The organism is Cellulomonas sp. ICMP 17802 (genome assembly GCF_041295535.1).
Classification (GTDB): Bacteria; Actinomycetota; Actinomycetes; order Actinomycetales; family Cellulomonadaceae; genus Cellulomonas.
The window spans coordinates 86,998-108,559 of the sequence record NZ_JBGFQZ010000010.1; the positions used below are offsets into that span (position 1 = coordinate 86,998).

Genomic DNA, 21,562 nt, shown 5'->3' on the forward strand with positions numbered 1-21,562 from the left:
CGCCGGTCGGCACGGTCGACTCGGTCGGCACGGTCGACTCGGTCGGCACGGTCGGCCAGGTCGGCACGGTCGGCTGGGTCGGCACGGTCGGCCAGGTCGGCACGGTCGGCCAGGTCGGCACGGTCGGCTAGGTCGGCACGGTCGGCTAGGTCGGCACGGACGGCTCGGTCGGCACGGACGGCTCGGTCGACGCCAGGGCCGGAACCCCGGCGAACGGGGTCGTCACCCCGTCAGAACGGTGGGTCGCCTCGGTCGCGGGGAGCCGGCGGAGGAGGTTCCGGTCGACGCGCGCCCACCGGGGCCGCCGAGAGGACGGGCTGCGGGCGCCGGACGTGCGTGATGCCCAGAGGGCTGGTCCAGGTGGACTCGCCGGTGGCCCGGTCGTAGGTCACCTTCCACCGACCCTCGGTCTTCGCCTGGTGGTGATGCCTGCACAGGCAGTGGAGGTTCGCCTCGCAGGTCTGCACGTCGCCCGGTCGGCCGTGGTCGTACGGCTCCCGGTGGTCCAGGTCGCAGCGGACGGCCGGCTGGCGGCACCCCGGGAACGTGCACGTCTGGTCGCGCGCCTGGACCAGCCGGGTGAGGTCAGCGCCGGGCCGGTAGGCGACCGAACCGACCTCGCACACCTGGCCCGCCGGGTCGGTCAGCACCCGGCGCCACGTGCCGTCCTGCGCGAGCTCGCGCGCCATCGACGCGGGGATCGGCCCGAAGGATCCGAGGTACGCCGGGGCCTCGTCGAGGCCGAGCAGCGTGGTCGCCGCGACGGTGAGCTGGACGGCGACCCGCTGGCCGCCGCGGGTGGGCAGCGGCGTCCCGTCGGGCGTCGTCTGACGCTCCAGGATCCCGACGAAGATGTCCGCGAACGCGTCCGCCCGGCGCTGGTCCGCGGTGCGCGGGTCGCCGTCGACCCGGGTGGTGCCGGCGAGGGCGTCCACGGTCGTGAACACCGCCAGCGCCTGGTCGGCCGGCAGGTACGCCCCGATCCACGCCATCGCGTCACGCGCCGGGGTGAGCTCCACGCGCCGATCGGCTCGCTCCCTGGCCGCGCGACGCTGGGCGGCGGCTGCATCCGCCCCGATCACGGCAGCCCGCACGTGCCGGGCGAGCTGAGGGGCCGTGAGCTCGCCGGCCGCGTCCAGGGCATCCGCGACGACGTCCGAGGCCCGGTCGGCCACCGCCACCTCGTCCAGGATGATGTCGATCTTGCGGGAGCCGATCAGCCCGGCGGACCACGCGTCGGAGAGCGGCGGGTGCTCGGCCGCCTGCACCGCGCGCACGACCATCCGCTCTGCCGCCTGGCGGGTGCACACCAGCGCGGACGCCAGCTCGTCGCCGGCGTCCCTGAGCGCGTTCGCGCCCATCTGCGTCGCGAGCTCACGCACGAGCTCCGCCTGGGCGGCCTGCGCCGCGCAGATCGCCTGCTCCCACCCCATGATCGCGTTGACCAGGTGCGCACCCCGCAGGTCGGCCGGTTCGACCGACTCGAGGATCCCGGCGAGTGCCGCGACCGGGAGTCGGTGATTCAGCACCGGGAAGTCCGGGAGCATCGGGACCGTGGCGTCGCCGAGCCCGTCCGAGAACGGGACCAGGACCCGCACGCTGAAGTCCGGCAGCGGATCGGGCACGTAGGGCTCCGGCACGTCCGGGCAGACGACCTCCGCCACCGGCTCCCACGGCTCGGCGGTGTCGATCCACTCCGGCCAGGGGCTGTCGACGAGGTCGTCGACCGGGACGACACCGGACTCGAGGATCGCCGTCACCGCTGCCCTCCCTCGTCGCGCACCCGCTCCGTTCGCACAAATGTACGAAGAGGGTCCGACATCGCCGCCGGCGAGCAATGCAGTCGTGGACGGCGATCCTCGGCGCGTGGGCTGTGGGCGGCTCGACGTCCAGGCCGACGGGCGGGCGGCCCGATCCGCTCAGACCGCCGTCGTCGGAACCCCGTTGCTCGCCTTCGCCGGCACCACGACCGTCGACGAGTCGGTGAGCTGCCCGATGATCTGCGTGAGGTCGAGCCCGGTGGTCGACTTGATCAGCTCCTGCAGCTGCAGGAAGTTGCCCGCGACGGCCTTGGGCAGCGCAGACGCGCCGTCGGTCGAGACGACCGTCAGGTTGTCGATGTTCCCCATCGGCGCGGCGAGCTGCTTGGCGATCTCGGGGAGGGTGTCGAGCAGCCGGTCGAACACGGCGGCCTGGTTGAACTCCTTGTACGCCTCGGCCCGCTGCTGGAGCGCCTCGGCCTCGGCCTTGCCGCGCGCCAGGACGGCGGCGGCCTCGGCCTCGCCCTCGAGCTTGGTGGCCGACGCCTGCGCGGACCGCAGCGCCAGCTCACCGGCACCGCGCAGCTCGTTCTCCGCCTTCGCCGCCTCGGCCGCCTTGACCGCGGTGATGCGCTGGGCCTCGGCCTGCTGCTCGAGCCGGTAGCGCTCGGCGTCGGCGGGGCGCCGGACCGTGGTGTCGAGCTGGCGCTCGGTCAGGGCCGCCTGCCGCTGGGCGACGAGCTCCTCCTGCGCGAGGATCTCCTGCTGCCGGGCCGCCGCCTCGAGCGGGCCCGCGGACGCGGAGAGGGCCTTCGCGCGATCCGTCTCCGCGAGGATCTCGGCCTGGCGCAGGTCGAGCGCGCGCTGGTAGTTGGCCACCTGCGTCTCGGAGTCGATCCGCTTCTCCTCCGACAACCGGCGGGCCTCCGCCTCCGCGATCTCGGCCTCCCGGCGGATCGCGGCGGCGGACGCGCGGCCCATGTCGAGGATGTAGGTGCCGCCGCCGTGGTCGGTGACCTCCTGGATGGTGAACGCGTCGAGGCTCAGCCCCTGCGCGCTGAGCGACCCGGTCACGGACTCGAGCACCTGCTGCGAGAACGACTCGCGGTCGCGGATCACCTGCTCGACGGTGAGGTTGCCGACGATCGCGCGCAGCGCGCCCGAGAGCTGGTTCGTGGTGAAGCTGTCGATCTCCTCCTGCTGGCTGCCGAACCGCTGCGCGGCCGCCCGGATGGAGACGTCCTCGTTGTGCACCTTGACGATGGCCACGCCGGACACGTTCAGCGCGATGCCCTGCGACGACGGCGCGCCGTTGACCTCGACCGTGATGCGACGCGACGACATGTCGAGCACGGACAGCTGCTGCACGAACGGCAGCACGAACACGCCGCCACCCGTCACCACCTTCTGGCCCGACAGGTCACCCGACGTCTTGCCCTTGCGGCCCGTGACGATGAACGCCTCGTTGGGCTTGGCCACGCGGTACCGCTTCGCGATCGCGATGCCGACCACGAGGACGACGAGGACCAGACCGGCCACGGCGAGGACGGGCAACCAGCTGTCAGGCAGCACGACGAGCTCCTAGAGGGTGTGGGACGGGGACGAGCTGACCTTGACGACGCCCGGCCCGAGGTTGGCGACGACGGTGACGCCGGACCCGGTGGGCACGGGCTCGTCGGCGCGGGCCGCCAGCGCGGTGCTCTGGCCCGCGACCACCAGCGAGATCTGGCCGAGGCCGTCGGCCGGGATCGACGTGGTCACGGTGGCCGCCTGGCCGACGTAGTCGCTGCTGGTGATCTGGTGGGCCGTCGGCCCGTGCGTCAGGGCGCGGGTGGCCACGCCCGCGCCCGCACCGACCACCGCCCCGGCCACGACTCCCGCGAGCGCGGCGACGAACGCGCTGACGTCCGTCGTCGACAGCAGCAGCCCGCCGACCAGGCCGAACGTGGCCAGGAACGAGAGCACCACGGTCGAAGAGAGGTAGCCGCCGGTGAAGTCGAGGCTGTCGAGGGCCGGGTCGAGGAAGTCGCCGACCGTCACGGTCAGGACCAGGAGCACCAGGGCGACGCCGGCGATCACCCAGAAGATCAGCACGCGTCGGAGTCCTCACGGTCGGCGGGGAAGGCGGAAAGGGCAGAGCGCAGACAGCGCATCGGAGCAGGTGGAGGCTCGGTTATACCGTGCGACGGACTACCCGCGGGCGTGATTCGAGTGCCTGTGCGCGACGAGTCACGGGAACCATCCGAACGGCGGCAGCGCTCAGCCGCAGGCGTACCCGCGCAGGCTGTCGACGACGAGCTCGGGCACGGCGTCGGCGTCGTCACCCACCGATCGCTCGGGGAAGTCGAACACGGCGAGCATGAGCTGCATGGGGTAGGTCGGGGGTCGCGCGCAGGTCCGCGCCACGACGCCGTCGACCAGCAGCTGGGCCCGATCCACGGTCCAGTCGACCGTGTACGTGTGGAACTGGGCCGGATCGATCGGCAGCCGCACCGCGGCCCAGTCCTCGACGACGTCGGGATCCCGGAACGCGTGCAGGCCGACGCCGACCTCGGCGGACCCGGGACGGACCGCGTCGCCGAAGATCTCCATCACGCAGATCTCCGCGCACCGCGACGGCTCGTCCTCCAGCCCGACCAGCCAGAACGCGACCATCGACCGCGGCGAGAGCACGGCGCGCGCCCGCAGCTCGATGCGGCCGCCCGATGGCGTCCAGCCGCGGAACGTCTCCTGCGCCTCGCGGACCACGAGCCCGTCCCGGTACGGCTGCTGCCCGCGGGTCTCGCCGACCGGCCCGGACCAGCTCCCCGACTGGACGCCGGAGACCCGCATCGGCGGCCGGTGGTCGTCGGCGCACCAGAGCCCCTGCGTCGGCGGGATGCGTAGGTGCAGGCAGGAGTCGCGCAGCTCGTACGACGCCCGGGTGAGCTCTCGGGAGCTCCAGGCCGGCAGGTAGTGCGGCAGCCACAGGGCAGGATCGAGGTCGGGGCCGTCGAAGTGCTCCTCGACGACCAGTCCGCCGGGGTGGTCGGTCACGAACCCCAGTCTCCGACAGCACCGAGCCGAAGGCAGCCCCTCCATGGACGTCCCCCGCTGGGCGCTCGCGTCCGCGATCGCCGCGCCCGTCGCCATGATCGGCGGCTGGACCCTCGCGGCCGCGCAGCAGCCCTCGTTCGACCCGGTGCAGGAGACGATCAGCGCGCTCGCCGCCTCGACGGCGACCGACCCGTGGATCATGACCGCCGGCCTCGCGATCACCGGCGTCGCGCACCTGGTGACGGCCACCGGCCTGCGACCCGTCCCCCGCGCCGCCCGGCTGCTGCACGCGCTCGGCGGGGCCGCCACGCTGGCCGTCGCGACACTCCCCGTCGACGCCTACCCGACGGCCCACGGCATCGCCGCCGGGATCGGGTTCGGCGCCCTCGCCCTGTGGCCGGCGTTCTCGCGGCGCCGCGGCGCGACCGGGATCCTGCGGCCGGCCGTCGGCGTCGGCGCGTCCGTCGCGCTGGTCGGGCTGCTCGCCGCCTTCGTCGGCGAGCTGCAGGCCGGCGGCGACGCGACCGGGCTCACCGAGCGGGCCGTCGCCGGCGCGCAGGCCCTCTGGCCGCTGGTGGTCGTCGTCGCCCTGCGCCGCGAGCAGCGCTGAGGCGTCCGCACGACGACGGACGCCTCAGCGCTGCGACGGCGAGCGTCAGGCGAGCCGGTCCGTCAGCACGCCGAACGCCGAGTCCCATCCGTCGTAGACATCCTCGTCACCGGCCTGCCCACCGATGCCGTCGATGTGGAACACCATGCGCGTCCGCTGACCGAGATCCTCGAGCGTCACGGTGATCACGGGCGCGAGCTCGTCGGGGTCGCCCGGCTGCGCCCAGGTGAACACGAGTCGCGACGGCTCCTCGACCTCGCGGTACGTCCCCGCAGTCGGGTACGAGGACCCGTCGGGCGCGACCATCGTGTAGGCGTAGGTGCCGCCGGGGCGGACGTCGAGCCGCACCGAGTCGCGTGGCGTCTCGAGCCCGCGCGGGTGCCACCAGGCCGCAGCCTCGTCCGGGTCGGTCCACGCGCGCCAGATCTCCGCGCGCGGCGCGTCGAAGATGCGCGTGATGGTGAAGGCCTTCTCCAGGGTCGGATTCTTCTCAGTCATGGTCTGCCTCTTCTCGGGTCGGTCGGTTCCGTCGCAGTCGCTCGTCCAGCAGGTCGAAGCGCTCCTCCCAGTGCCGGCGGTGACCGTCGACCCAGGTGGCGACCTCGTCCAGCGGCTCGGTGCGCAGCGCACAGGTTCGCCACTGGGCCGTGACCGTGCGCTCGATGAGCCCCGCCTCCTCGAGCACCCGCAGGTGCTGCGATACCGCGGACCGGCTCATGGCGTACGGCGCGGCTAGCTCACCGGCGGTCGTCGGACCCTGCGAGAGCTGCGTGAGGATCGCCCGCCGGGTCGGGTCCGCGAGCGCGGCGAACACCACGCTGAGAGCGTCCCGAGCGGGCATGTGAGCAACTCCTTAATTAAGCGACGGCTTCAACGTAAGCCGACCGATGCGGCGCGTCAACCCCTCAGCGCAGCAGGTCCGCGATCCGCGCGACCGCGTCCGGGACGCCGGACGTCCGCACGTTCCCGAACCCGAGCACCAGCCGCGCCGTTCCGTCCCCGTCGGCCGCCCGGTACCGCCCCATCGCGTGCAGGCCGACCGACCGCGCCGCGGCGGCGTCGACGATCTCCTGCTCGCCGCGCGCCGTCGGCAGGGTCACGACGAGATGGAAGCCGGCCGCCAGCCCCGACACCTCGACGCCCGGCACGTGGTCGTGCAGCGCGTCGACGAGCACCCGGCGCCGCGCGGCGTACCGCGCGCGCATGCGCCGGAGGTGCCGGTCGTACCGCCCGTCGCGGACCAGCCGCGCCAGCGCGAGCTGATCGAGCACCGGCGAGCCGCGGTCGGCGCGCTCCCGGCGACCCGCCACGTCCGGGGCCAGGTCCGGCGGGCAGAGCGCCCACCCGAGGCGGACCGCGGGGGCCAGCGACTTGCTCACCGAGCCCAGCAGAACCACGTGGTCGGGCGCGAGTCCCTGGAGGGCGCCGACCGGCTGGTCGTCGTACCGGAACTCGGCGTCGTAGTCGTCCTCGAGGATCGTCGCCCCGCGCGACCTCGCCCACTGCGCCAGCTCCCGACGACGCTCCGCGCCCAGCAGCACCCCGGTGGGCGACTGGTGGGCGGGCGTCACCAGGACCGCGCCCGCGGAGGTCGAGGCCAGCGCCTCGACGTCGATCCCGTCGCGGTCCACGGGCACGGGCAGGACGCGCAGCCCCAGGTCCGCCGCGAGCGCGTGGGAGTCGCGGTCGCCCGGGTCCTCGACGGCGAGCGTCGTCAGCCCGCGCGCGGCCAGCGCCTGCAGGACCAGCTGGAGCCCCTGGGCGAAGCCGGCGGTGACCACGAGGTGCTCCGGTGCGGCGCGGGCGCTGCGCACGCGGGACAGGTACGCAGCGAGCACCTCCCGCAGCTCGGGCACGCCCTCGGCACCGGCGTAGCCGAGCACCGCGTTCGGCGCCTCGCGCAGGACCTGCCGCAGGCAGCGCGCCCACTCCACCCGGGGGAACGAGTCGAGGTCCGGGATGCCCGGCCGCAGGTCGACCTGCCACGGGCCGACCGCGGGCGCCGGCCTCGCGACGACCTCGGCGCTGGCCGCCCCCGCGTCGGCGACCCACGTCGCCGCACCTCTCTGCGATCGCAGGTACCCCTCGGCGTGGAGCTGGGCGTAGCACTCGGTCACCACTCCCCGCGCGACCCCGAGCTGCGCGGCGAGGGCTCGCGACGACGGCAGCCGCTCCCCCGGGGCCAGCCGCCCGTCGCGGATCGCGTCGCGGACCGCGCCCTCGAGCTGGTCCCGCAGCGGTGAGCGCGCGTCGCGGTCCAGCCGGATCAGCAGCTCCGGCGGAGAACTGGACCACTCGACGGGCACGGAACTGGACCTTACCGGTGCGCCACTGGCTCCCTACCGTGGGAGCCGGAAGACACCTCGAGGAGGAGAGCATGGGCATCGTCCGGGTCAGCGCCTCGGTCTCGCTGGACGGCTTCAGCGCGGGACCCGAGACGTCACACGAGCACCCGCTGGGGATCGGCGGCGAGCGCCTGCACCGGTGGCTCTTCCCCGACGACGGCGACCGGGACGTGCCCGCCGGCGGCACGGGCGCGGTCGGAGACGACGCCGCCGTGGCGGCCCGGCAGTACGCCGACACCGGCGCGGTCGTCGTCGGGCGCCTCACCTACGACATCGGCGTCGACCTGTGGGGCGACGTGCCCTTCCCCGTCCCGACGTTCGTCGTGACGCACCGCCCGCACGAGCCGCGGGCCATGATGAGCGCGACGTTCACGTTCGTCACCGACGGCGTCGCGAGCGCCGTCGCGCAGGCGCGCGCCGCGGCGGGCGACCGGGACGTGCTCGTCATGGGCGGCGCCGCGATCAGCCGGCAGGTCATCGCGGCGGACCTCGCCGACGAGCTGCTGCTCACCCTCGTGCCGGTGCTGCTGCACCGCGGCGAGCGGCTGCTCGACCACGTCGGCACCGGGCTCACGGAGCTGGAGCGGACCGAGGTCGTCACCACCGCGCAGGCCACCCACCTGCGCTATCGGTTCCTCCGCTGACCTTCCCCGGCTAGCGCGACACGGCGCGCGCGACGCGTTCGGCGTCGATGCGCGCCTCGCGCAGCAGTCCGCTGATCGGCTGGTTGTAGCCCACGAAGTACAGCCCGGGGGCGGTCGGCGTCGTGTGCGCGCCGCGCGCGACCGGCATGCCGTGCGCGTCAAGGACGCCGAGGTGGCCGACGAGCTGCTCGAGCCCGCGCCGGTAGCCCGTCGCGGCGATGACGACCTCGGGCTGGATCCGCGAGCCGTCGGCGAGCACGACGTCGGCGCCGTCGAAGGACTCGACCGCCGCGACAGGCTCGACCGCCCGGGCCTGGACGGCCGCGATGAGCCCGACGTCCTGCACCGGCACGGACCCCACCAGCACCCGTGAGTAGAGCCCCGTCGTCGGCCGCGGCAGGCCGAACTCCGACAGGTCGGGCACCTCGACGCGCGCGACGCCGCGCGCGATCCGGTCGACCACCGGTACGGGCAGGTGCCGCACGAGGATCCCGGTCCCCTGTGCCGGCCAGCCGAAGTTCGAGCGTCGGACGATGTGCGGCGGCGTCCGGACGGCGAGCCGCACCCGGGCGGCACCGCCCTCGGTCAGGTCGACGGCGATCTCCGCTCCCGTGTTGCCGACGCCGACGACGAGCACGTCCCGCCCCCGGTACGGGCCCGCGTGGCGGTAGTCCGAGGCGTGCACGAGCTCGCCGGTGAACGTCTCGCGCCCGGGCCAGGCGGGCGGGACGGGCGTGTGGTTGTAGCCGGTCGCCACGACGACGGCCCGTGCACTGAGCGACTCGCCGGCCGTCGTCCCCACCCGCCAGGTGCCGTCGACGTCCCGGTCGATCCGGGCAACCTCGACCCCGGTGCGGACCTGCAGCCGGTGGTGCGCCGTGTAGCTCTCGAGGTAGCGCACCACGTCTGCCCGTGCGACCCAGCGTCCGTAGCGCCGCGGGATCACCAGGCCCGGCAGGCTCGACCCGCGGCGCGTGGTGTGCAGGTGCAGGCGCTCGTAGTGCCGCCGCCACGACGCGCCGACCGCGTCCGAGCGCTCCAGCACGACGGCCGGCACCCCGCGCCGGCCGAGCGAGGCGGCGACCGCGAGGCCCGCGGGGCCCCCGCCGACGACGATGACGGGGAGGCTGCCACTCTGCATGACACCTTCCTACCTCCTGGACACGCGTCCAACCAAGGGCCGTCCGGGTGGCGCGAATCGACAGTCTGAACTGGACAGTCTGGACTGATGAATCTACGGTGGGCACATGGACCAGAGCGCTGCCGAGGCTGCCCGGGAGCTGCGCGTCGTGTTCGGCCGGCTCCGCCGGAGGCTGCGCGAGGTCGCCGGGGTCAGCGTGCTCACGCCGTCGCAGGCGTCGGTGCTGAGCCGGCTGGACAAGGACGGGCCCGCGACCGCGAGCGGGCTCGCGACCGCCGAGGGCGTGCGCCCGCAGTCGGTCGCCGCCACGCTCGCGGCGCTGGAGGAGCGTGGACTGATCCGGCGCGACGCCGACCCGGCCGACGGTCGGCGGCAGGTGGTGTCGCTCAGCGACGACGGCCGTGCCCGCCTGGCCGGCGACCGCCAGGCCCGGCAGGAGTGGCTGGCCCAGGCCATGCAGGACCGGTACTCGTCCGCCGAACGGCAGACCATCCTCGACGCCCTGGTCCTGCTCGACCGCCTGACCCACCCGTGACGACCGTCGCCACCGGGTTCGACCGACGGCTGACCGCCCCGCTGATCCTGGGGTCGGTGCTCAACCCGATCAACTCCTCGATGATCGCGGTCGCGCTCATCCCGATCGGGCTGGCGCTGGGCGCTCCCCCGTCGCAGACCGTCTGGCTCGTCTCCGCGCTCTACCTGGCCACCGCCGTCGGACAGCCGGTCGTCGGCCGGCTCGTCGACCTGTTCGGCCCGCGCCGGCTGTACCTCACCGGCACGGCGCTGGTGGGCGTCGCCGGTGTGGGGGGCGCGCTCGCGCCGAACCTCGGCGTGCTCGTGGGCTCCCGGGTGCTGCTCGGCCTGGGCACGTGCGCCGCCTTCCCCGCCGCGATGTCGCTGCTGCGCAGCGAGTCGGTGCGCACCGGCCGCGAGAGCCCCGCCGGCATCCTCACCGCGTTGTCGGTGGCCAACCAGAGCGTCGCGATCGTCGGCCCGACCCTCGGCGGCCTGCTCATCGCGCTGGGCGGCTGGCGCACGATCTTCACGGTCAACATCCCGCTCTCGCTCGCGTGCCTGGTGCTCGGGTGGCTGCGGCTGCCCCGCACGGAGGCCGCGGCGGGCCGATCCATCAGGCGGCTCGACCTGCCCGGCATCGGGCTGTTCGCCGCGATGCTCACAGCGCTGATGCTCTTCCTCATGCACCCGCGGGCCGCCGACTGGTACCTGCCGGTGGTCGCCGTCGGCGCCGGGGTCGCGCTCACGCGGCGCGAGCTGCGGGTGGACGAGCCGTTCCTCGACCTGCGCCTGCTCGGCGGCAACGTGCCCCTGCTGGTCACCTTCCTGCGGCAGCTGCTCAGCTCGACGGCGCTCTACGCGTTCCTCTACGGGTACGTGCAGTGGCTCGAGGCCGGTCGCGGGCTGAGCGCCGCGGCGGCCGGTCTGCTGCTGCTCCCCATGTCGCTCGCGGCGGTCGTCGCGTCCGCGGTGTCGGGCCGGTTCCGCGAGCTGCGCGGCAAGCTCGTGGTCGGCAGCGCGTCGATGGTGGCGGCCTGCGCGCTCCTGCTCCTGGCGGACGCCGCGACGGCCACCGGGGTGCTCGTGGGGCTCGCGGCGCTGGTCGGCGTCGGGCAGGGCCTGAACGGTCTGGCCAACCAGAACGCCCTCTACCGGCAGGCCGAGACCGAGCGCATGGGGTCGGCCGCAGGGCTGCTGCGCACGTTCACCTATCTCGGCGCGATCGTCGCCGCGGCCGTCGTCGCCGCGGCCTACGCCACCGGCGCGCATACCGGCGGCCTCCACCACCTCGCCGCCCTCATGCTGGCCTGCGGCGTCGCGCTGCTCGTCGTCTCCCTGCTCGACCGCTCGCTCACCACCGAAAGGCACACCCCGTGACCCTCACGACGCTCGACCCCGTCACCGCGCTCCTCGTCATCGACCTGCAGAACGCGGTCGTCGCGCTCCCGTCGGCGCACCCGGTCGACGGGGTGGTCCGCCGCTCCGCCGAGCTGGCCGCGGCGTTCCGCCGGCACGGCCTGCCCGTGGTGCTGGTCCAGGCGCTGGGCGGCGCGCCCGGCCGGACCGAGGCCCCGCGGCGCCTGGGCGGCGGCCCGGTCCCGGACGGGTACGCCGACCTGGTGACGGAGCTGACCCCGCAGCCCGGCGACCACCTCGTGGCCAAGCGCACGTGGGGCGCCTTCCACGGCACGGGGCTGGGCGAGCTGCTGGCGGGCCTCGGGGTCACGCAGGTGGTCGTGGTCGGGATCGCGACGAGCGCCGGCGTCGAGTCCACGGCGCGCGCGGCCCACGAGCACGGGCTGAACGTCACGCTCGCGGTCGACGCCATGACGGACATGAGCCTCGAGGCGCACGAGAACAGCGTCGCGCGGATCTTCCCGCGGATCGGCGAGACCGGGACCACCGAGGAGGTCGTCGCGCTGCTGGACGCGACGCGCTAGACCCTCTCGAGCAGGGTCAGCACCTCGTAGTGCGTGGTCTGCGGGAACATGTCGAGCACCTGGGCCCGGCGCGGACGCAGCGACGGCATCGCCGCGAGGTCCCGCGCGAGCGAGGCGGCGTTGCAGCTGGAGTAGACGACGCGCCGCACGCCGGAGGACTCCAGCCACCGGCTGAGCTCCTCGCCGATCCCCCGCCGCGGTGGGTTGACGATCACCAGCTCGGGCGGCGCGGCCGCGCCGAGCGCGAACGCCGTCGCGTCGCCGGCCGCGAACCGCACGCGGGTCAGGCCGGCGTCGGCGGCGCTCAGCGTCGCGCTGGCGATCGCCTCCGCGCTGGTCTCGATGCCCGTGACGTCGCGGTCGGGGTGCGCGCAGTGCAGGGCGAACCCGCCGACCCCGCAGTACAGGTCCCAGACCGAGGCCGGCGCGAGCTCCTCGACCCACGCCGTCGCCTGCCGGTACAGGGCTGCGGCGATCTGGGTGTTCGTCTGGAAGAAGCTCTGCGGCCGAAGGTGCAGGTCGATGCCGTTGAGCCGCATCCGCAGGGTCTCGTCGGCGGTCAGCAGGATCTCCCGCTCGCCCTCGAGCACGGCCTTGTGGTCGGGCAGCAGGTTCACCGACGCCACGCGCAGGGACGGCAGCGCGTCGAGCAGCCAGGGCAGGTGCTTGCGGATCCGCGCGACAGGCTCCTGCGAGCGCAGCACGAACCGCAGCATGAGCTCGCCGTCCGGCGACAGGGTGACCAGCAGGTTCTTCAATTCGCCGGACCGCGACGGCACGTCGTACGGCGTGAGATTCGCGCGGGTGACGAACGCGGCGAGCACCGGGAAGGTCGCGCCGAGGTCGTCCGGGTACAGGCCGCAGCCCTCCAGGTCGACGCCGCGGCCCTCGGCGTCGAGGATCCCGAGCGTCGGCTGGTCGACCGTGCCGCCGACGACCATCTTCGCCTTGTTCCGGTACCCCGACTCGCGCCCGCTGACCGGCGGCAGCCACGTGAGGTCGTCGCGCTCGCCCAGCACGTCCCGGCAGTGCCGCTCCTTGTCGGCGACCTGCTCGCCGTGGGGGCGTCCCATCCAGGTGCACGACCGGCAGCGGTACGCGTCGAAGTAGGGGCACTGCATGAGCGCGACTGTACGTCGCGGGCGGGCGCCGGACAGACGTCCAAATCCTGAGTAACCTGATCAACATACGAGACGAGGGTGTCCGGATCCGTCGGCACCCGTCATCCTCGTCCCATGCGCACCGCCGGCCGCCCCGTCACGACGTGTTGTCCCGTCGTCACGGCTGCCGCGCGCCCCTGCTGTCCGCGGACCGCCTGACCCGAGCTCCGCCCGTCCCCCGGCAGAGCGCTCGACGCCCCGCCACGTCCGACGGAGGCTCGACCGCACCGCCACCCCCGTCCCCCACGGAGGTCGCGCCTCATGGCGTCCACCCTTGCCCTTGCCCGCGTGTCCGACCGATGTCGCTGAGCCCCGACGCCCACCGACCGCTCGCCCTCGACACCCCAAGGACCTGACATGACTGCCCGGACCACGCGCCGCGTCGCCCTCGCACTGACCGCCCTGCTCACCGCCACCCTCGCGGCCTGCTCGTCGGGCGCCGCCGCGGACAGCGGCGACACCTCCGCCGCGCCCTCCACCGACGGCCCCCTGGCCGAGGCCCCCGAGCTGCGGCTCGGCTACTTCGCCAACCTCACGCACGCCGCCGCGCTCGTCGGCGTCGACGACGGGACCTACCAGAAGGTCCTCGGCGACACGAAGCTGTCCACCCAGATCTTCAACGCCGGCCCGGCCGCGGTCGAGGCGCTGTTCGGCGGCGCGATCGACGCGACGTTCGTCGGCCCCAACCCCGCGATCAACGCGTTCGCGCAGTCGAACGGCGACGCGATCCGGATCGTCAGCGGCGCCACCTCGGGCGGCGCGCAGCTGGTGGTCCGCGACGGGATCGAGTCGGCCGAGGACCTCAAGGGCACGACGCTGGCCACCCCCCAGCTGGGCAACACGCAGGACGTGGCCCTGCGCGCGTGGCTGGACGACCAGGGGCTCAAGACGTCCCTGACCGGCGGCGAGAGCGACGTGACGATCGCGCCGCAGGAGAACTCACAGACGCTCGACCTGTTCAAGGCGGGCCAGCTGGACGGGGCCTGGCTGCCCGAGCCGTGGGCGTCCCGCCTGGTGGTCGACGCCGGCGCGCACGTGCTGGTCGACGAGAAGGACCTGTGGCCCCAGGGCGACTTCGTGACGACGCACCTCATCGTCTCGACCGACTACCTGTCGAAGTACCCCGGCACGGTCAAGAAGCTCATCGAGGCGGAGTCCCAGACGATCGACTGGATCGCGGCGAACCCGGACGACGCCAAGACGCTGGCCAACTCGGCGATCGAGAAGCTCAGCGGCAAGCCTCTGTCGCAGGGCGTGCTCGACCGCGCCTGGGGCAACCTGCGCATCACGCTCGACCCCATCGCGTCGAGCCTGCAGACGTCCGCCGACCACGGTGTCGCGGCGGGCGTCTCCAAGGAGACCGACCTGCACGGCATCTACGACCTCACCCTGCTGAACGAGGTCCTCGCCGAGCAGGGCAAGGACCCGGTGGACGACGCCGGGCTGGGGGGGACCGACAAGTGACGACGACGACCGCGACGGCGACCCCGGTGACCGCCGACCCCGGGGCCGCCGTCGCGGCGCGCCTGACGGACGTCACCCAGCACTTCGGCGAGGCCTCCCGCCCCCCCGTGCTCGAGCACATCGACCTGACGGTCCGCCGCGGCGAGTTCGTCAGCCTGCTCGGCGCGTCCGGCTGCGGGAAGTCGACGCTGCTCTCGCTGGTGGCGGGCCTGGACCGGCCGGTCTCGGGCACGGTCGAGGTCACCGGCGGCCGCCCGGCCCTCATGTTCCAGGAGCCCGCGCTGTACCCGTGGCTCACGGCCGGCGCCAACATCGAGCTGGCCCTGCGGCTGCGCGGCGTCGGGCGCACCGAGCGTCGCGAGGAGGCCGAGCGGCTGCTCGCGCTGGTCCGGCTCGAGGGCGCGGCGCCCAAGCGCGTGCACGAGCTGTCCGGCGGCATGCGCCAGCGCGTGGCGCTCGCCAGGGCGCTGGCGCAGGAGGGCGACCTGCTGCTCATGGACGAGCCGTTCGCCGCGCTCGACGCGATCACGCGGGACGTCCTGCACGAGGAGCTCATGCGGATCTGGGCCGAGACCGGGCGGGCGGTGATCTTCGTGACCCACAACGTGCGCGAGGCCGTCCGGCTCGGGCAGCGGGTGGTCCTGCTCTCGTCGCGGCCCGGGCGCGTGGTGCGCGAGTGGACCGTGGACCTGCCGCAGCCGCGGCGCATCGAGGACCCGGGGGTGTCGCGCCTGAGCGCCGAGATCACCGAGCACCTGCGTGAGGAGATCGCCCGCCATGGCCACTGAGACCAGCGCCGCCGTCCGCATCAGCGAGCGCGACCTCGCCGCGGGGCTCGACGCCCTCGAGACGCCGATCGCGGCACCCCGCCGGTCGCCGGGCAGCGAGGCGTGGCGGGCCGTCTGGCCGGTCCTCGCCGCGCTCACCGCGCTGGTGATCGCCTGGCAGGTGGCCTACGTCCTCGAGCTCAAGCCGCCGTACGCGCTGCCCAGCCCGGCCGACACCTGGCAGACGCTCCTGCACGCGATCCAGGACGGCTCCGCGTGGCGCGCGGTGAGCCTGAGCATCCAGCGGGCCGCCGTCGGGTTCCTCATGTCGGTCGTGGTCGGCGTGGCCATCGGCGTCGTGCTGGCGGCCTCTCCCCTGCTCCGGCGCGCGTTCGGCCCGATCATCACGGGCCTGCAGTCGCTGCCGTCGGTCGCCTGGGTGCCGGCCGCCATCATCTGGTTCCAGCTGAGCAACGCCACGATGTACGCGGTGATCCTGCTCGGCGCGGTGCCGTCGATCGTCAACGGCCTGCTCGCCGGCACCGACCAGGTGCCGCCGCTGTACCTGCGCGTGGGCCAGGTGCTCGGCGCCCGCGGCTGGACCCGGATCCGCTACGTGCTGCTGCCCGCGGCCCTGCCCGGGTTCCTCGGCGGGCTCAAGCAGGGGTGGGCGTTCGCGTGGCGGTCGCTCATGGCCGCCGAGCTCATCACCTACTCGCCGCAGCTGGGCACCGGGCTCGGGCAGCTGCTCGACATCGGCCGGCAGACCAGCGACATGTCCCTGGTCATCGCGTCGATCAGCCTCATCTTCCTGGTGGGCATCCTCATCGAGCTGCTGCTGTTCGCGCCGCTCGAGCGGCACGTCCTGCACTCGCGGGGCCTGACCGGCGCGGTCTCCGCCAAGGGCGGTCGCGGCTAGGAGCCCGCGCGCTCCAGCAGCCCGCGCACGTACGACGCCTGCCCCGCGTGCTGCAGGCTGTCGCCGACGACGCTGACCAGGCGCACGCCCAGCGTCACGGGCGGGTCCCAGCGCTCGTCGACCACCGCGTCGAGGTCGTCGGGCGTCAGGTCCCGCAGGTACGCCTCGGTCTGCGCGGCGACCGCCCGGTAGTAGCCGAGCAGCAGGTCGCCCGTCACCCGGACGCGACCGACCTCGTCGGCGCTCTGCCCGTACCCCGTGACGGAGACGTCGAACGGCAGCCCGAACCTGTCGGCCCACCCCTGCGCTGTCCATACCTGCGCGACGCCGGCGACGTCGGCCACCTGCGCGTCCTGCCCGCGGCCGGCGTGCCAGGCGAGCCACGCGATCGAGTTGGCCCGCGGGTCCGGCCGGAACGCGAGCTCGTCGACCCCCAGCCCGCGCACGGCCCGCTCGAGCACCCCCTCGACCCGTCCGTACGACTCCACCAGCAGCTCGACGACGTCCATGGTCGACGACGCTACGTCCGGCTCCGCGTGTCGGCGCGGCGAGGCAGGATGGCCGCCATGCCCGCGTACGCGTTCGCCGCTCCCCTGTGGTTGTGGGACGCCCGGCGCACCGACGCGTGGACGTTCGTGAGCCTGCCGACGCCGGTCGCCGACGAGGTGCTGGACCTCGTCGGCGACCGCGCGCGCGGCTTCGGGTCGGTGCGCGTGGAGGTCACGGTCGGCCGGACCGTCTGGCGGACGTCGATCTTCCCGTCGACCGACACCTACGTGCTGCCGGTGAAGAAGGCGGTGCGGCGGGCCGAGTCGCTGGACGTCGGCGACACGGTCCAGGTGCGCCTCACGCTCGTCGACTTCTAGACCAGCTCCGCCAGCATCGCCGCCGCCCGCGCGGCCCCGTCCGTGGCGACCGGTCGGTACCGGACGTCGCGGCCGGCCTCCTTGAGGATCACCTCCGCCAGCGCGTCCGGGTCCATGGCGTCCTCGTACGCCAGGTGCCGCCCGGCCTCGTAGCGGTCGAGCCGCTTGCGCACGTGCAGGTTCTGCTCGAAGTGGTGCCGCAGGGGCACGTACACGAACGGCTTGTTCAGCGCCGTGAGCTCCATGGTGGTGGTCAGCCCGCCCTGCACCACAGCGACGTCGCAGGCCGCGAGGTGCCGGAAGAGGTCGGGCACGTAGCCGAGCACGGCGGACCCCTCGTAGGCCGGCAGGGACGCGGGGTCGATCCGCGGGCCGGTGACGAAGGCGAACCGGAGCTCGGGCGCCGCCTCCCGCACGAGCGGGACGACGTCCATGACCCGACGCAGGAGCGAGGAGCCGACGCCCGAGCCCCCGACGGTGACCAGGCACAGCTTCTCCCCCGGCCCGACGCCCAGCTCGGCGCGCAGCCGCTCGGTGCCCTCGAGCTGCGCCGGGTCGAAGCCGGTGACGTAGCCGGCGAAGTCGAAGTTGGCCTCGGTCCACGCGCGGATACTGGGCAGGCCGGGGCCGAAGTCGTCCTCGACCACGTCGTCCGGGTCGCCGACGAACACCGACCGGTCCCGGACGCGTGCGAACCGGGCGCGCTGCTCGATCATCTCGGCGTTGTAGTCGGCGGTCAGGGCCGCCTCCCGGGCGCCGCCGTCGGCCATCGGCAGCCAGCCGACGAAGTCGGTCATCCACGCGAACGAGAACCGCTTGAGCTCGGGGTTCTCGTGCAGGAAGTAGTCGACGTCCCACGCCTCGTCGCCGATCACCAGGTCGTAGTCGCCGTCGGCCACGACCTCGTCGAACACCATGAAGTTGTGCACGAGGATCTCGTCCATCCGGCGCAGGGCCTGGAACGCGTGCAGGTCGTGCTCGCCCGCCTCGTGCTCGACGTGGCCGGACTCGTTGCGCAGCCACGCGGACGCGGGGTGCACCCGCTCGCCGTGCTGCGCGAGCACCCGGGTGACGGGGTGCTGCGCGAGCCAGTCGATCTGCAGCTCGGGGCGCCGCGCGCGCAGCTCGGCCGCGATGGCGACGTCCCGCTGCGCGTGCCCGAGGCCGATGGGCGACGAGAGGTACAGCGCGCGCGGCGGTCGGCTCGCGGCGCGCGTCCACGTCCGCCGCGGGGGCGTCGGGTGCAGCCGGTCGACGAACTGCGCGATCAGGTGGTTGACCTTCACCGGGTCGCGCGCGGACGGGCTGTGCCCGGCGTGCTCCAGCAGGACGAGGTCGCCGCCGGTCACCTCGGCCAGCTTCTCGCCGAACGTCTGCGGCCGGATGCGGTCGTCCGTGCCGTGCACCACGACGACCGGGCACGTGACCTGCCGGGCCAGCGGGGCGATCGGCGCGCACACGGCACCGTCGCAGCCGAGCCGGCCGGCGGTCGTGTCGGCCAGCGTCTGCGGGCTGATCTCGTGCGCCCAGCCGATCGCGTCCTCGATCTGCTTGGTCGAGTGCGGCTCGGAGAACATCTTGCGGAAGAAGAACTCCGTGAAGTCGTCGTACCCCCCGCCCAGCCAGTAGTGCTTGTTGTACTTGGCCCAGCCGTGGGTGTCGTCCAGCGGCTCGTCCCAGGGCACGTCGTCCCGACCGGGAGTGTCGACGTCGAGGCCGCACGACGGCGCGATCGCCAGGAGCCCGGTCACGCGCGCGGGGTGCTTGGCAGCCACGTGCACCGCCCACGACGCCCCGCACGACTCGGTGACCAGCACGGCCGCGTCGGTGGCGGTGGCGTCCAGCACCGCGACGATGTCGCCCGCGTACTGCTCGTCCGTGTAGGCCGCCGCACCCTCCGGCCGGCCCGAGCGACCGCTACCGCGGCCGTCGAACGTGATCACCCGGTAGTGCCGGGCCAGGAAGCCGATCTGCGCCTTCCAGAACCGCGAGGGCACGATCGACCAGGTGGGCACCAGGACCACGGTGGGCGTGCGCTGCTGGCTGAACACCTCGTAGGCCAGCTCGACCCCGTCCCGCACGGTGACCCCGACGAGGTCGGGATCGGCGGACCTGCTCGGGTGCTGGGTCACCCGAGCAGTGTCCGCCTGCGGGACGCTCTGCGTCACGGCCTGACCTCGAACACGTTGTTGAACGGCGTGCTCGCCGCCGTGCGGAAGGCGGTGAACCCGGCGGCGGTGGCGACGTCGCGGATCTTGGCCGGGCCCGCCTGGGTGCCGAGCGCGAGCCCGACGTCCTGGCTCAGCGACGCTGGCGTGCACAGCAGAGTCGAGAAGCCGTAGAACGCGCGGCCGACGGTGGTCAGGTTGTCCTCGACGCGGTCGCCCGCCATCGGCTCGACCACCATCCAGGTGCCGTCCTCGGCGATCGCGTCGCGCACGTGCCGGGCCGCGCCCACCGGGTCGCCCATGTCGTGCAGGGCGTCGAAGACCGCGACCAGGTCGTAGCCGGTGCCGGAGAACTCGGTGGCCGACGCGACCTCGAACGTGACCCGGTCCGCGACGCCGGCCGCGGCGGCACGCTCGCGCGCGATCGCGATGGACTCGGCGTGGTAGTCCGAGCCGACGAAGGTCGACCTCGGGAACGCCTTCGCCAGCAGGATCGTCGAGGCGCCGTGCCCGCAGCCGACGTCGGCCACGCGCGCGCCGGCCTCGAGCTTGGCCTGGACGCCCTCGAGCGCCGGGATCCACTCGGTGAGCAGGTGGCCGTTGTACATCGTGCGGAAGAAGCGCTCGCAGCCGTGGTGCACGTCGGTGTGGTGCTCGTGCCAGCCGATGCCGTCGCCGTCGCGCGCCACCTCAAAGACGGCGGGGGCGTCGTGCACGGTGCCCAGCGCGATCTGGAAGAAGCCGGACAGGTACGCGGGGCTCGTGGGGTCGGCCAGCGCCACGGCGTGCTCGGCGGGCAGCGTGTAGCGGCGGGCCTCGGGGTCGTACTCCACGTAGCCGCCGGCGGCCTGGTTGTTGAGCCACTCGCGCGCGTAGTGCTCGCTGGTCCCGGTCTGCTCGGCCAGCTCGGCCGGCGTGATCGGGCGGCCGTCGGCCATCGTCGTGTAGTAGCCCAGCTTGTCGCCCATCACGACCAGCGCCGTGTTCAGGGTGGCGCCGACCTCGTCGACGGCGCGGAACACGAACGACATGAGCTTGTCGGGGTCGATGGTCCGCTGGGGAAGGGTCTCGGTCATGGTGGTGCGTCTCCTCGGGAGGTGTCGGATCTGTCGGTCACGACACTGGCGGCGGCACCGCGGACGTCGCATCAGGGGACCCCCCTGGTGTGCTCCCTAGACTCGGTGGGTGCTTGTCGGCCGCGAGCAGGAGCGCCAGGTCATCAGGAGGCTGGTGGCCTCGGCCCGCGTGGGTGAGAGCGGCACCCTGGTGCTCACCGGCGAGGCCGGGATCGGCAAGAGCGCGCTGCTCGAGGACGCGGCCGACGCCGTGACCGCCGCGGGCATGCGCGTGCTGCGGGCCGCCGGCATCGCCGCCGAGCAGGAGGTGCCGTTCGGCGGCCTGCTCCAGCTGCTGCGGCCCGTGCTCGGGCAGCTGGACGCGATCCCGGCCCCGCAGGCCGAGGCGTTGGGCTCGGCGCTCGCACTCGTCCCCGGCTCGGGCGGCGAGCGGTTCGCCGTGGGAGCGGCCGTGCTGAGCCTGTTGAGCCGGGTCGCCGAGGACGGCCCGGTGGCGGTGCTCGTGGACGACGCCCACCTGCTGGACCCGCCGTCCGCGCAGGCGCTGTGCTTCGCCGCCCGGCGCCTCACCGCCGACCCGGTGGTCGTCCTGCTCGCCGTGCGGGACGAGGCGCCGTCGGTCGTCGGCTCGGCCGGGCTGCCGCAGCTGCCGCTCGCGGGCCTCGCGGAGGCCGACGCGTCGGAGCTGGCCGGTGCGCTGGGCCACCGGCTGTCCGACGACGCCCGCTCCCGGCTGGTGGCCTCCGCCGGAGGCAACCCGCTCGCGCTGCTCGAGCTCACCGACGACGGGTTCGACGCCCTCCCGCCGGGTGCCCCCGTGCCGGTCCCCGCGTCGCTGGCCAGGACGTTCGCCCGCCGCGCCGACCAGCTGTCCCCGGCGGCCAGGACCGCCCTGCTGGTCGCGGCGGCCGGCGCGGGCGACCTCGCGGCGATCACGGGGGCGTGCACGCTTCTGGGCGTGACCGTGGCCGACCTCGACGAGGCGGCCGAGGCGCAGCTGCTCACGGTCGGTCCCGCGCGCGTGACGTTCCGGCACGACCTGGTCCGCTCCGGCGTCTACGCCGAGGCCTCCCCCGCGACCCGCCGAGCGATCCACGCGGCGCTCGCGCAGGCCGTCCCCGCCGACGACGTCGACCGCCGGGCCTGGCAC

The 21,562-nt window shown here is 74.1% G+C and carries 22 protein-coding genes; 10 read left to right on the forward strand and 12 right to left on the reverse strand.

What is annotated here, in order from left to right; all coding sequences use genetic code 11:
- Positions 1 to 230: 230 nt before the first annotated feature.
- The 4 genes from AB5970_RS10535 to AB5970_RS10550 all read right to left on the reverse strand — a co-directional run bounded on the left by AB5970_RS10535 (position 231) and on the right by AB5970_RS10550 (position 4,796).
- Positions 231 to 1,760 carry an HNH endonuclease signature motif containing protein gene (locus AB5970_RS10535; protein ID WP_370503889.1) on the reverse strand — a complete coding sequence of 510 codons (1,530 nt, stop codon included), beginning with the start codon at positions 1,758 to 1,760 and terminating at the stop codon, positions 231 to 233.
- 159 nt (positions 1,761 to 1,919) lie between these two features.
- On the reverse strand, positions 1,920 to 3,332 hold the full coding sequence (locus tag AB5970_RS10540; RefSeq protein WP_370503890.1) for a flotillin family protein: 1,413 nt from the start codon (positions 3,330 to 3,332) through the stop codon (positions 1,920 to 1,922).
- A gap of 9 nt (positions 3,333 to 3,341) precedes the next feature.
- Positions 3,342 to 3,854 carry a hypothetical protein gene (locus AB5970_RS10545; RefSeq protein ID WP_370503891.1) on the reverse strand — a complete coding sequence of 171 codons (513 nt, stop codon included), beginning with the start codon at positions 3,852 to 3,854 and terminating at the stop codon, positions 3,342 to 3,344.
- Positions 3,855 to 4,019: 165 nt separating this feature from the next.
- Entirely contained in the window at positions 4,020 to 4,796 is a 777-nt protein-coding gene (locus AB5970_RS10550; protein WP_370503892.1) for a glycoside hydrolase family 16 protein, read from the reverse strand.
- 43 nt (positions 4,797 to 4,839) lie between these two features.
- On the opposite strand from AB5970_RS10550, the gene AB5970_RS10555 reads away from it, so the two are divergent.
- Positions 4,840 to 5,406 carry a DUF998 domain-containing protein gene (locus tag AB5970_RS10555; RefSeq protein ID WP_370503893.1) on the forward strand — a complete coding sequence of 189 codons (567 nt, stop codon included), beginning with the start codon at positions 4,840 to 4,842 and terminating at the stop codon, positions 5,404 to 5,406.
- Positions 5,407 to 5,451: 45 nt separating this feature from the next.
- On the opposite strand, the gene AB5970_RS10560 is transcribed toward AB5970_RS10555, so the two are convergent.
- The 3 genes from AB5970_RS10560 to AB5970_RS10570 form a co-directional block, all read right to left on the reverse strand.
- Positions 5,452 to 5,904 (reverse strand): SRPBCC family protein, encoded by a 453-nt coding sequence (locus AB5970_RS10560; protein WP_370503894.1) that lies wholly within the window; start codon positions 5,902 to 5,904, stop codon positions 5,452 to 5,454.
- A complete protein-coding gene (locus tag AB5970_RS10565) occupies positions 5,897 to 6,247 on the reverse strand; it encodes an ArsR/SmtB family transcription factor (RefSeq protein WP_370503895.1) in 351 nt (116 codons plus the stop codon). The genes AB5970_RS10560 and AB5970_RS10565 overlap by 8 nt, the downstream gene beginning before the upstream one ends.
- 64 nt (positions 6,248 to 6,311) lie before the next feature.
- A complete protein-coding gene (locus tag AB5970_RS10570; protein WP_370503896.1) occupies positions 6,312 to 7,712 on the reverse strand; it encodes a PLP-dependent aminotransferase family protein in 1,401 nt (466 codons plus the stop codon).
- Positions 7,713 to 7,783: 71 nt separating this feature from the next.
- On the opposite strand from AB5970_RS10570, the gene AB5970_RS10575 reads away from it, so the two are divergent.
- Positions 7,784 to 8,395, forward strand: a complete 612-nt coding sequence (locus AB5970_RS10575) for a dihydrofolate reductase family protein (RefSeq protein WP_370503897.1) — start codon at positions 7,784 to 7,786, stop codon at positions 8,393 to 8,395.
- Positions 8,396 to 8,405: 10 nt separating this feature from the next.
- Here the strand turns inward: AB5970_RS10575 and AB5970_RS10580 are convergent, their stop codons facing one another.
- The gene (locus tag AB5970_RS10580; protein WP_370503898.1) at positions 8,406 to 9,536 is read right to left on the reverse strand and encodes a flavin-containing monooxygenase; all 1,131 of its coding nucleotides are present in this window, start codon (positions 9,534 to 9,536) and stop codon (positions 8,406 to 8,408) included.
- A 106-nt stretch (positions 9,537 to 9,642) separates the two neighbouring features.
- On the opposite strand from AB5970_RS10580, the gene AB5970_RS10585 reads away from it, so the two are divergent.
- The 3 genes from AB5970_RS10585 to AB5970_RS10595 are packed head-to-tail and all read left to right on the forward strand — an operon-like array spanning position 9,643 to position 11,992.
- On the forward strand, positions 9,643 to 10,071 hold the full coding sequence (locus AB5970_RS10585) for a MarR family winged helix-turn-helix transcriptional regulator (RefSeq protein ID WP_370503899.1): 429 nt from the start codon (positions 9,643 to 9,645) through the stop codon (positions 10,069 to 10,071).
- On the forward strand, positions 10,068 to 11,429 hold the full coding sequence (locus AB5970_RS10590) for an MFS transporter (RefSeq protein ID WP_370503900.1): 1,362 nt from the start codon (positions 10,068 to 10,070) through the stop codon (positions 11,427 to 11,429). Before AB5970_RS10585 ends, AB5970_RS10590 begins: the two co-directional genes overlap by 4 nt.
- Entirely contained in the window at positions 11,426 to 11,992 is a 567-nt protein-coding gene (locus tag AB5970_RS10595; protein WP_370503901.1) for an isochorismatase family protein, read from the forward strand. Before AB5970_RS10590 ends, AB5970_RS10595 begins: the two co-directional genes overlap by 4 nt.
- Here the strand turns inward: AB5970_RS10595 and rlmC are convergent.
- Positions 11,989 to 13,113 carry a 23S rRNA (uracil(747)-C(5))-methyltransferase RlmC gene (gene rlmC, locus AB5970_RS10600; RefSeq protein ID WP_370503902.1) on the reverse strand — a complete coding sequence of 375 codons (1,125 nt, stop codon included), beginning with the start codon at positions 13,111 to 13,113 and terminating at the stop codon, positions 11,989 to 11,991. The two genes, AB5970_RS10595 and rlmC, sit on opposite strands and share 4 nt — an antisense overlap.
- A gap of 396 nt (positions 13,114 to 13,509) precedes the next feature.
- Between rlmC and AB5970_RS10605 the strand changes: the two genes are divergently transcribed.
- The 3 genes from AB5970_RS10605 to AB5970_RS10615 are packed head-to-tail and all read left to right on the forward strand — an operon-like array spanning position 13,510 to position 16,302.
- Positions 13,510 to 14,616, forward strand: coding sequence for an ABC transporter substrate-binding protein (locus AB5970_RS10605; protein ID WP_370503903.1), 1,107 nt, complete (start codon positions 13,510 to 13,512; stop codon positions 14,614 to 14,616).
- A gap of 26 nt (positions 14,617 to 14,642) precedes the next feature.
- The gene (locus tag AB5970_RS10610; RefSeq protein ID WP_370503913.1) at positions 14,643 to 15,404 is read left to right on the forward strand and encodes an ABC transporter ATP-binding protein; all 762 of its coding nucleotides are present in this window, start codon (positions 14,643 to 14,645) and stop codon (positions 15,402 to 15,404) included.
- Complete coding sequence (locus AB5970_RS10615) at positions 15,394 to 16,302, forward strand: ABC transporter permease (protein WP_370503904.1); 909 nt, start codon at positions 15,394 to 15,396, stop codon at positions 16,300 to 16,302. The genes AB5970_RS10610 and AB5970_RS10615 overlap by 11 nt, the downstream gene beginning before the upstream one ends.
- On the opposite strand, the gene AB5970_RS10620 is transcribed toward AB5970_RS10615, so the two are convergent.
- A complete protein-coding gene (locus AB5970_RS10620; protein ID WP_370503905.1) occupies positions 16,299 to 16,811 on the reverse strand; it encodes a mycothiol transferase in 513 nt (170 codons plus the stop codon). The genes AB5970_RS10615 and AB5970_RS10620 overlap by 4 nt on opposite strands.
- Before the next feature lie 48 nt (positions 16,812 to 16,859).
- On the opposite strand from AB5970_RS10620, the gene AB5970_RS10625 reads away from it, so the two are divergent.
- Positions 16,860 to 17,168, forward strand: a complete 309-nt coding sequence (locus AB5970_RS10625) for a DUF1905 domain-containing protein (protein WP_370503906.1) — start codon at positions 16,860 to 16,862, stop codon at positions 17,166 to 17,168.
- On the opposite strand, the gene AB5970_RS10630 is transcribed toward AB5970_RS10625, so the two are convergent.
- Both AB5970_RS10630 and AB5970_RS10635 read right to left on the reverse strand, forming a co-directional pair.
- A complete protein-coding gene (locus AB5970_RS10630) occupies positions 17,165 to 19,300 on the reverse strand; it encodes an alpha/beta fold hydrolase (protein ID WP_370503907.1) in 2,136 nt (711 codons plus the stop codon). The two genes, AB5970_RS10625 and AB5970_RS10630, sit on opposite strands and share 4 nt — an antisense overlap.
- A 32-nt stretch (positions 19,301 to 19,332) precedes the next feature.
- Positions 19,333 to 20,412, reverse strand: a complete 1,080-nt coding sequence (locus AB5970_RS10635; RefSeq protein ID WP_370503908.1) for a class I SAM-dependent methyltransferase — start codon at positions 20,410 to 20,412, stop codon at positions 19,333 to 19,335.
- Between the two features lie 109 nt (positions 20,413 to 20,521).
- Here AB5970_RS10635 and AB5970_RS10640 point away from each other — a divergent pair.
- Positions 20,522 to 21,562: AAA family ATPase (locus tag AB5970_RS10640; protein WP_370503909.1), on the forward strand; the 1,041-nt coding region annotated here is incomplete at its 3' end.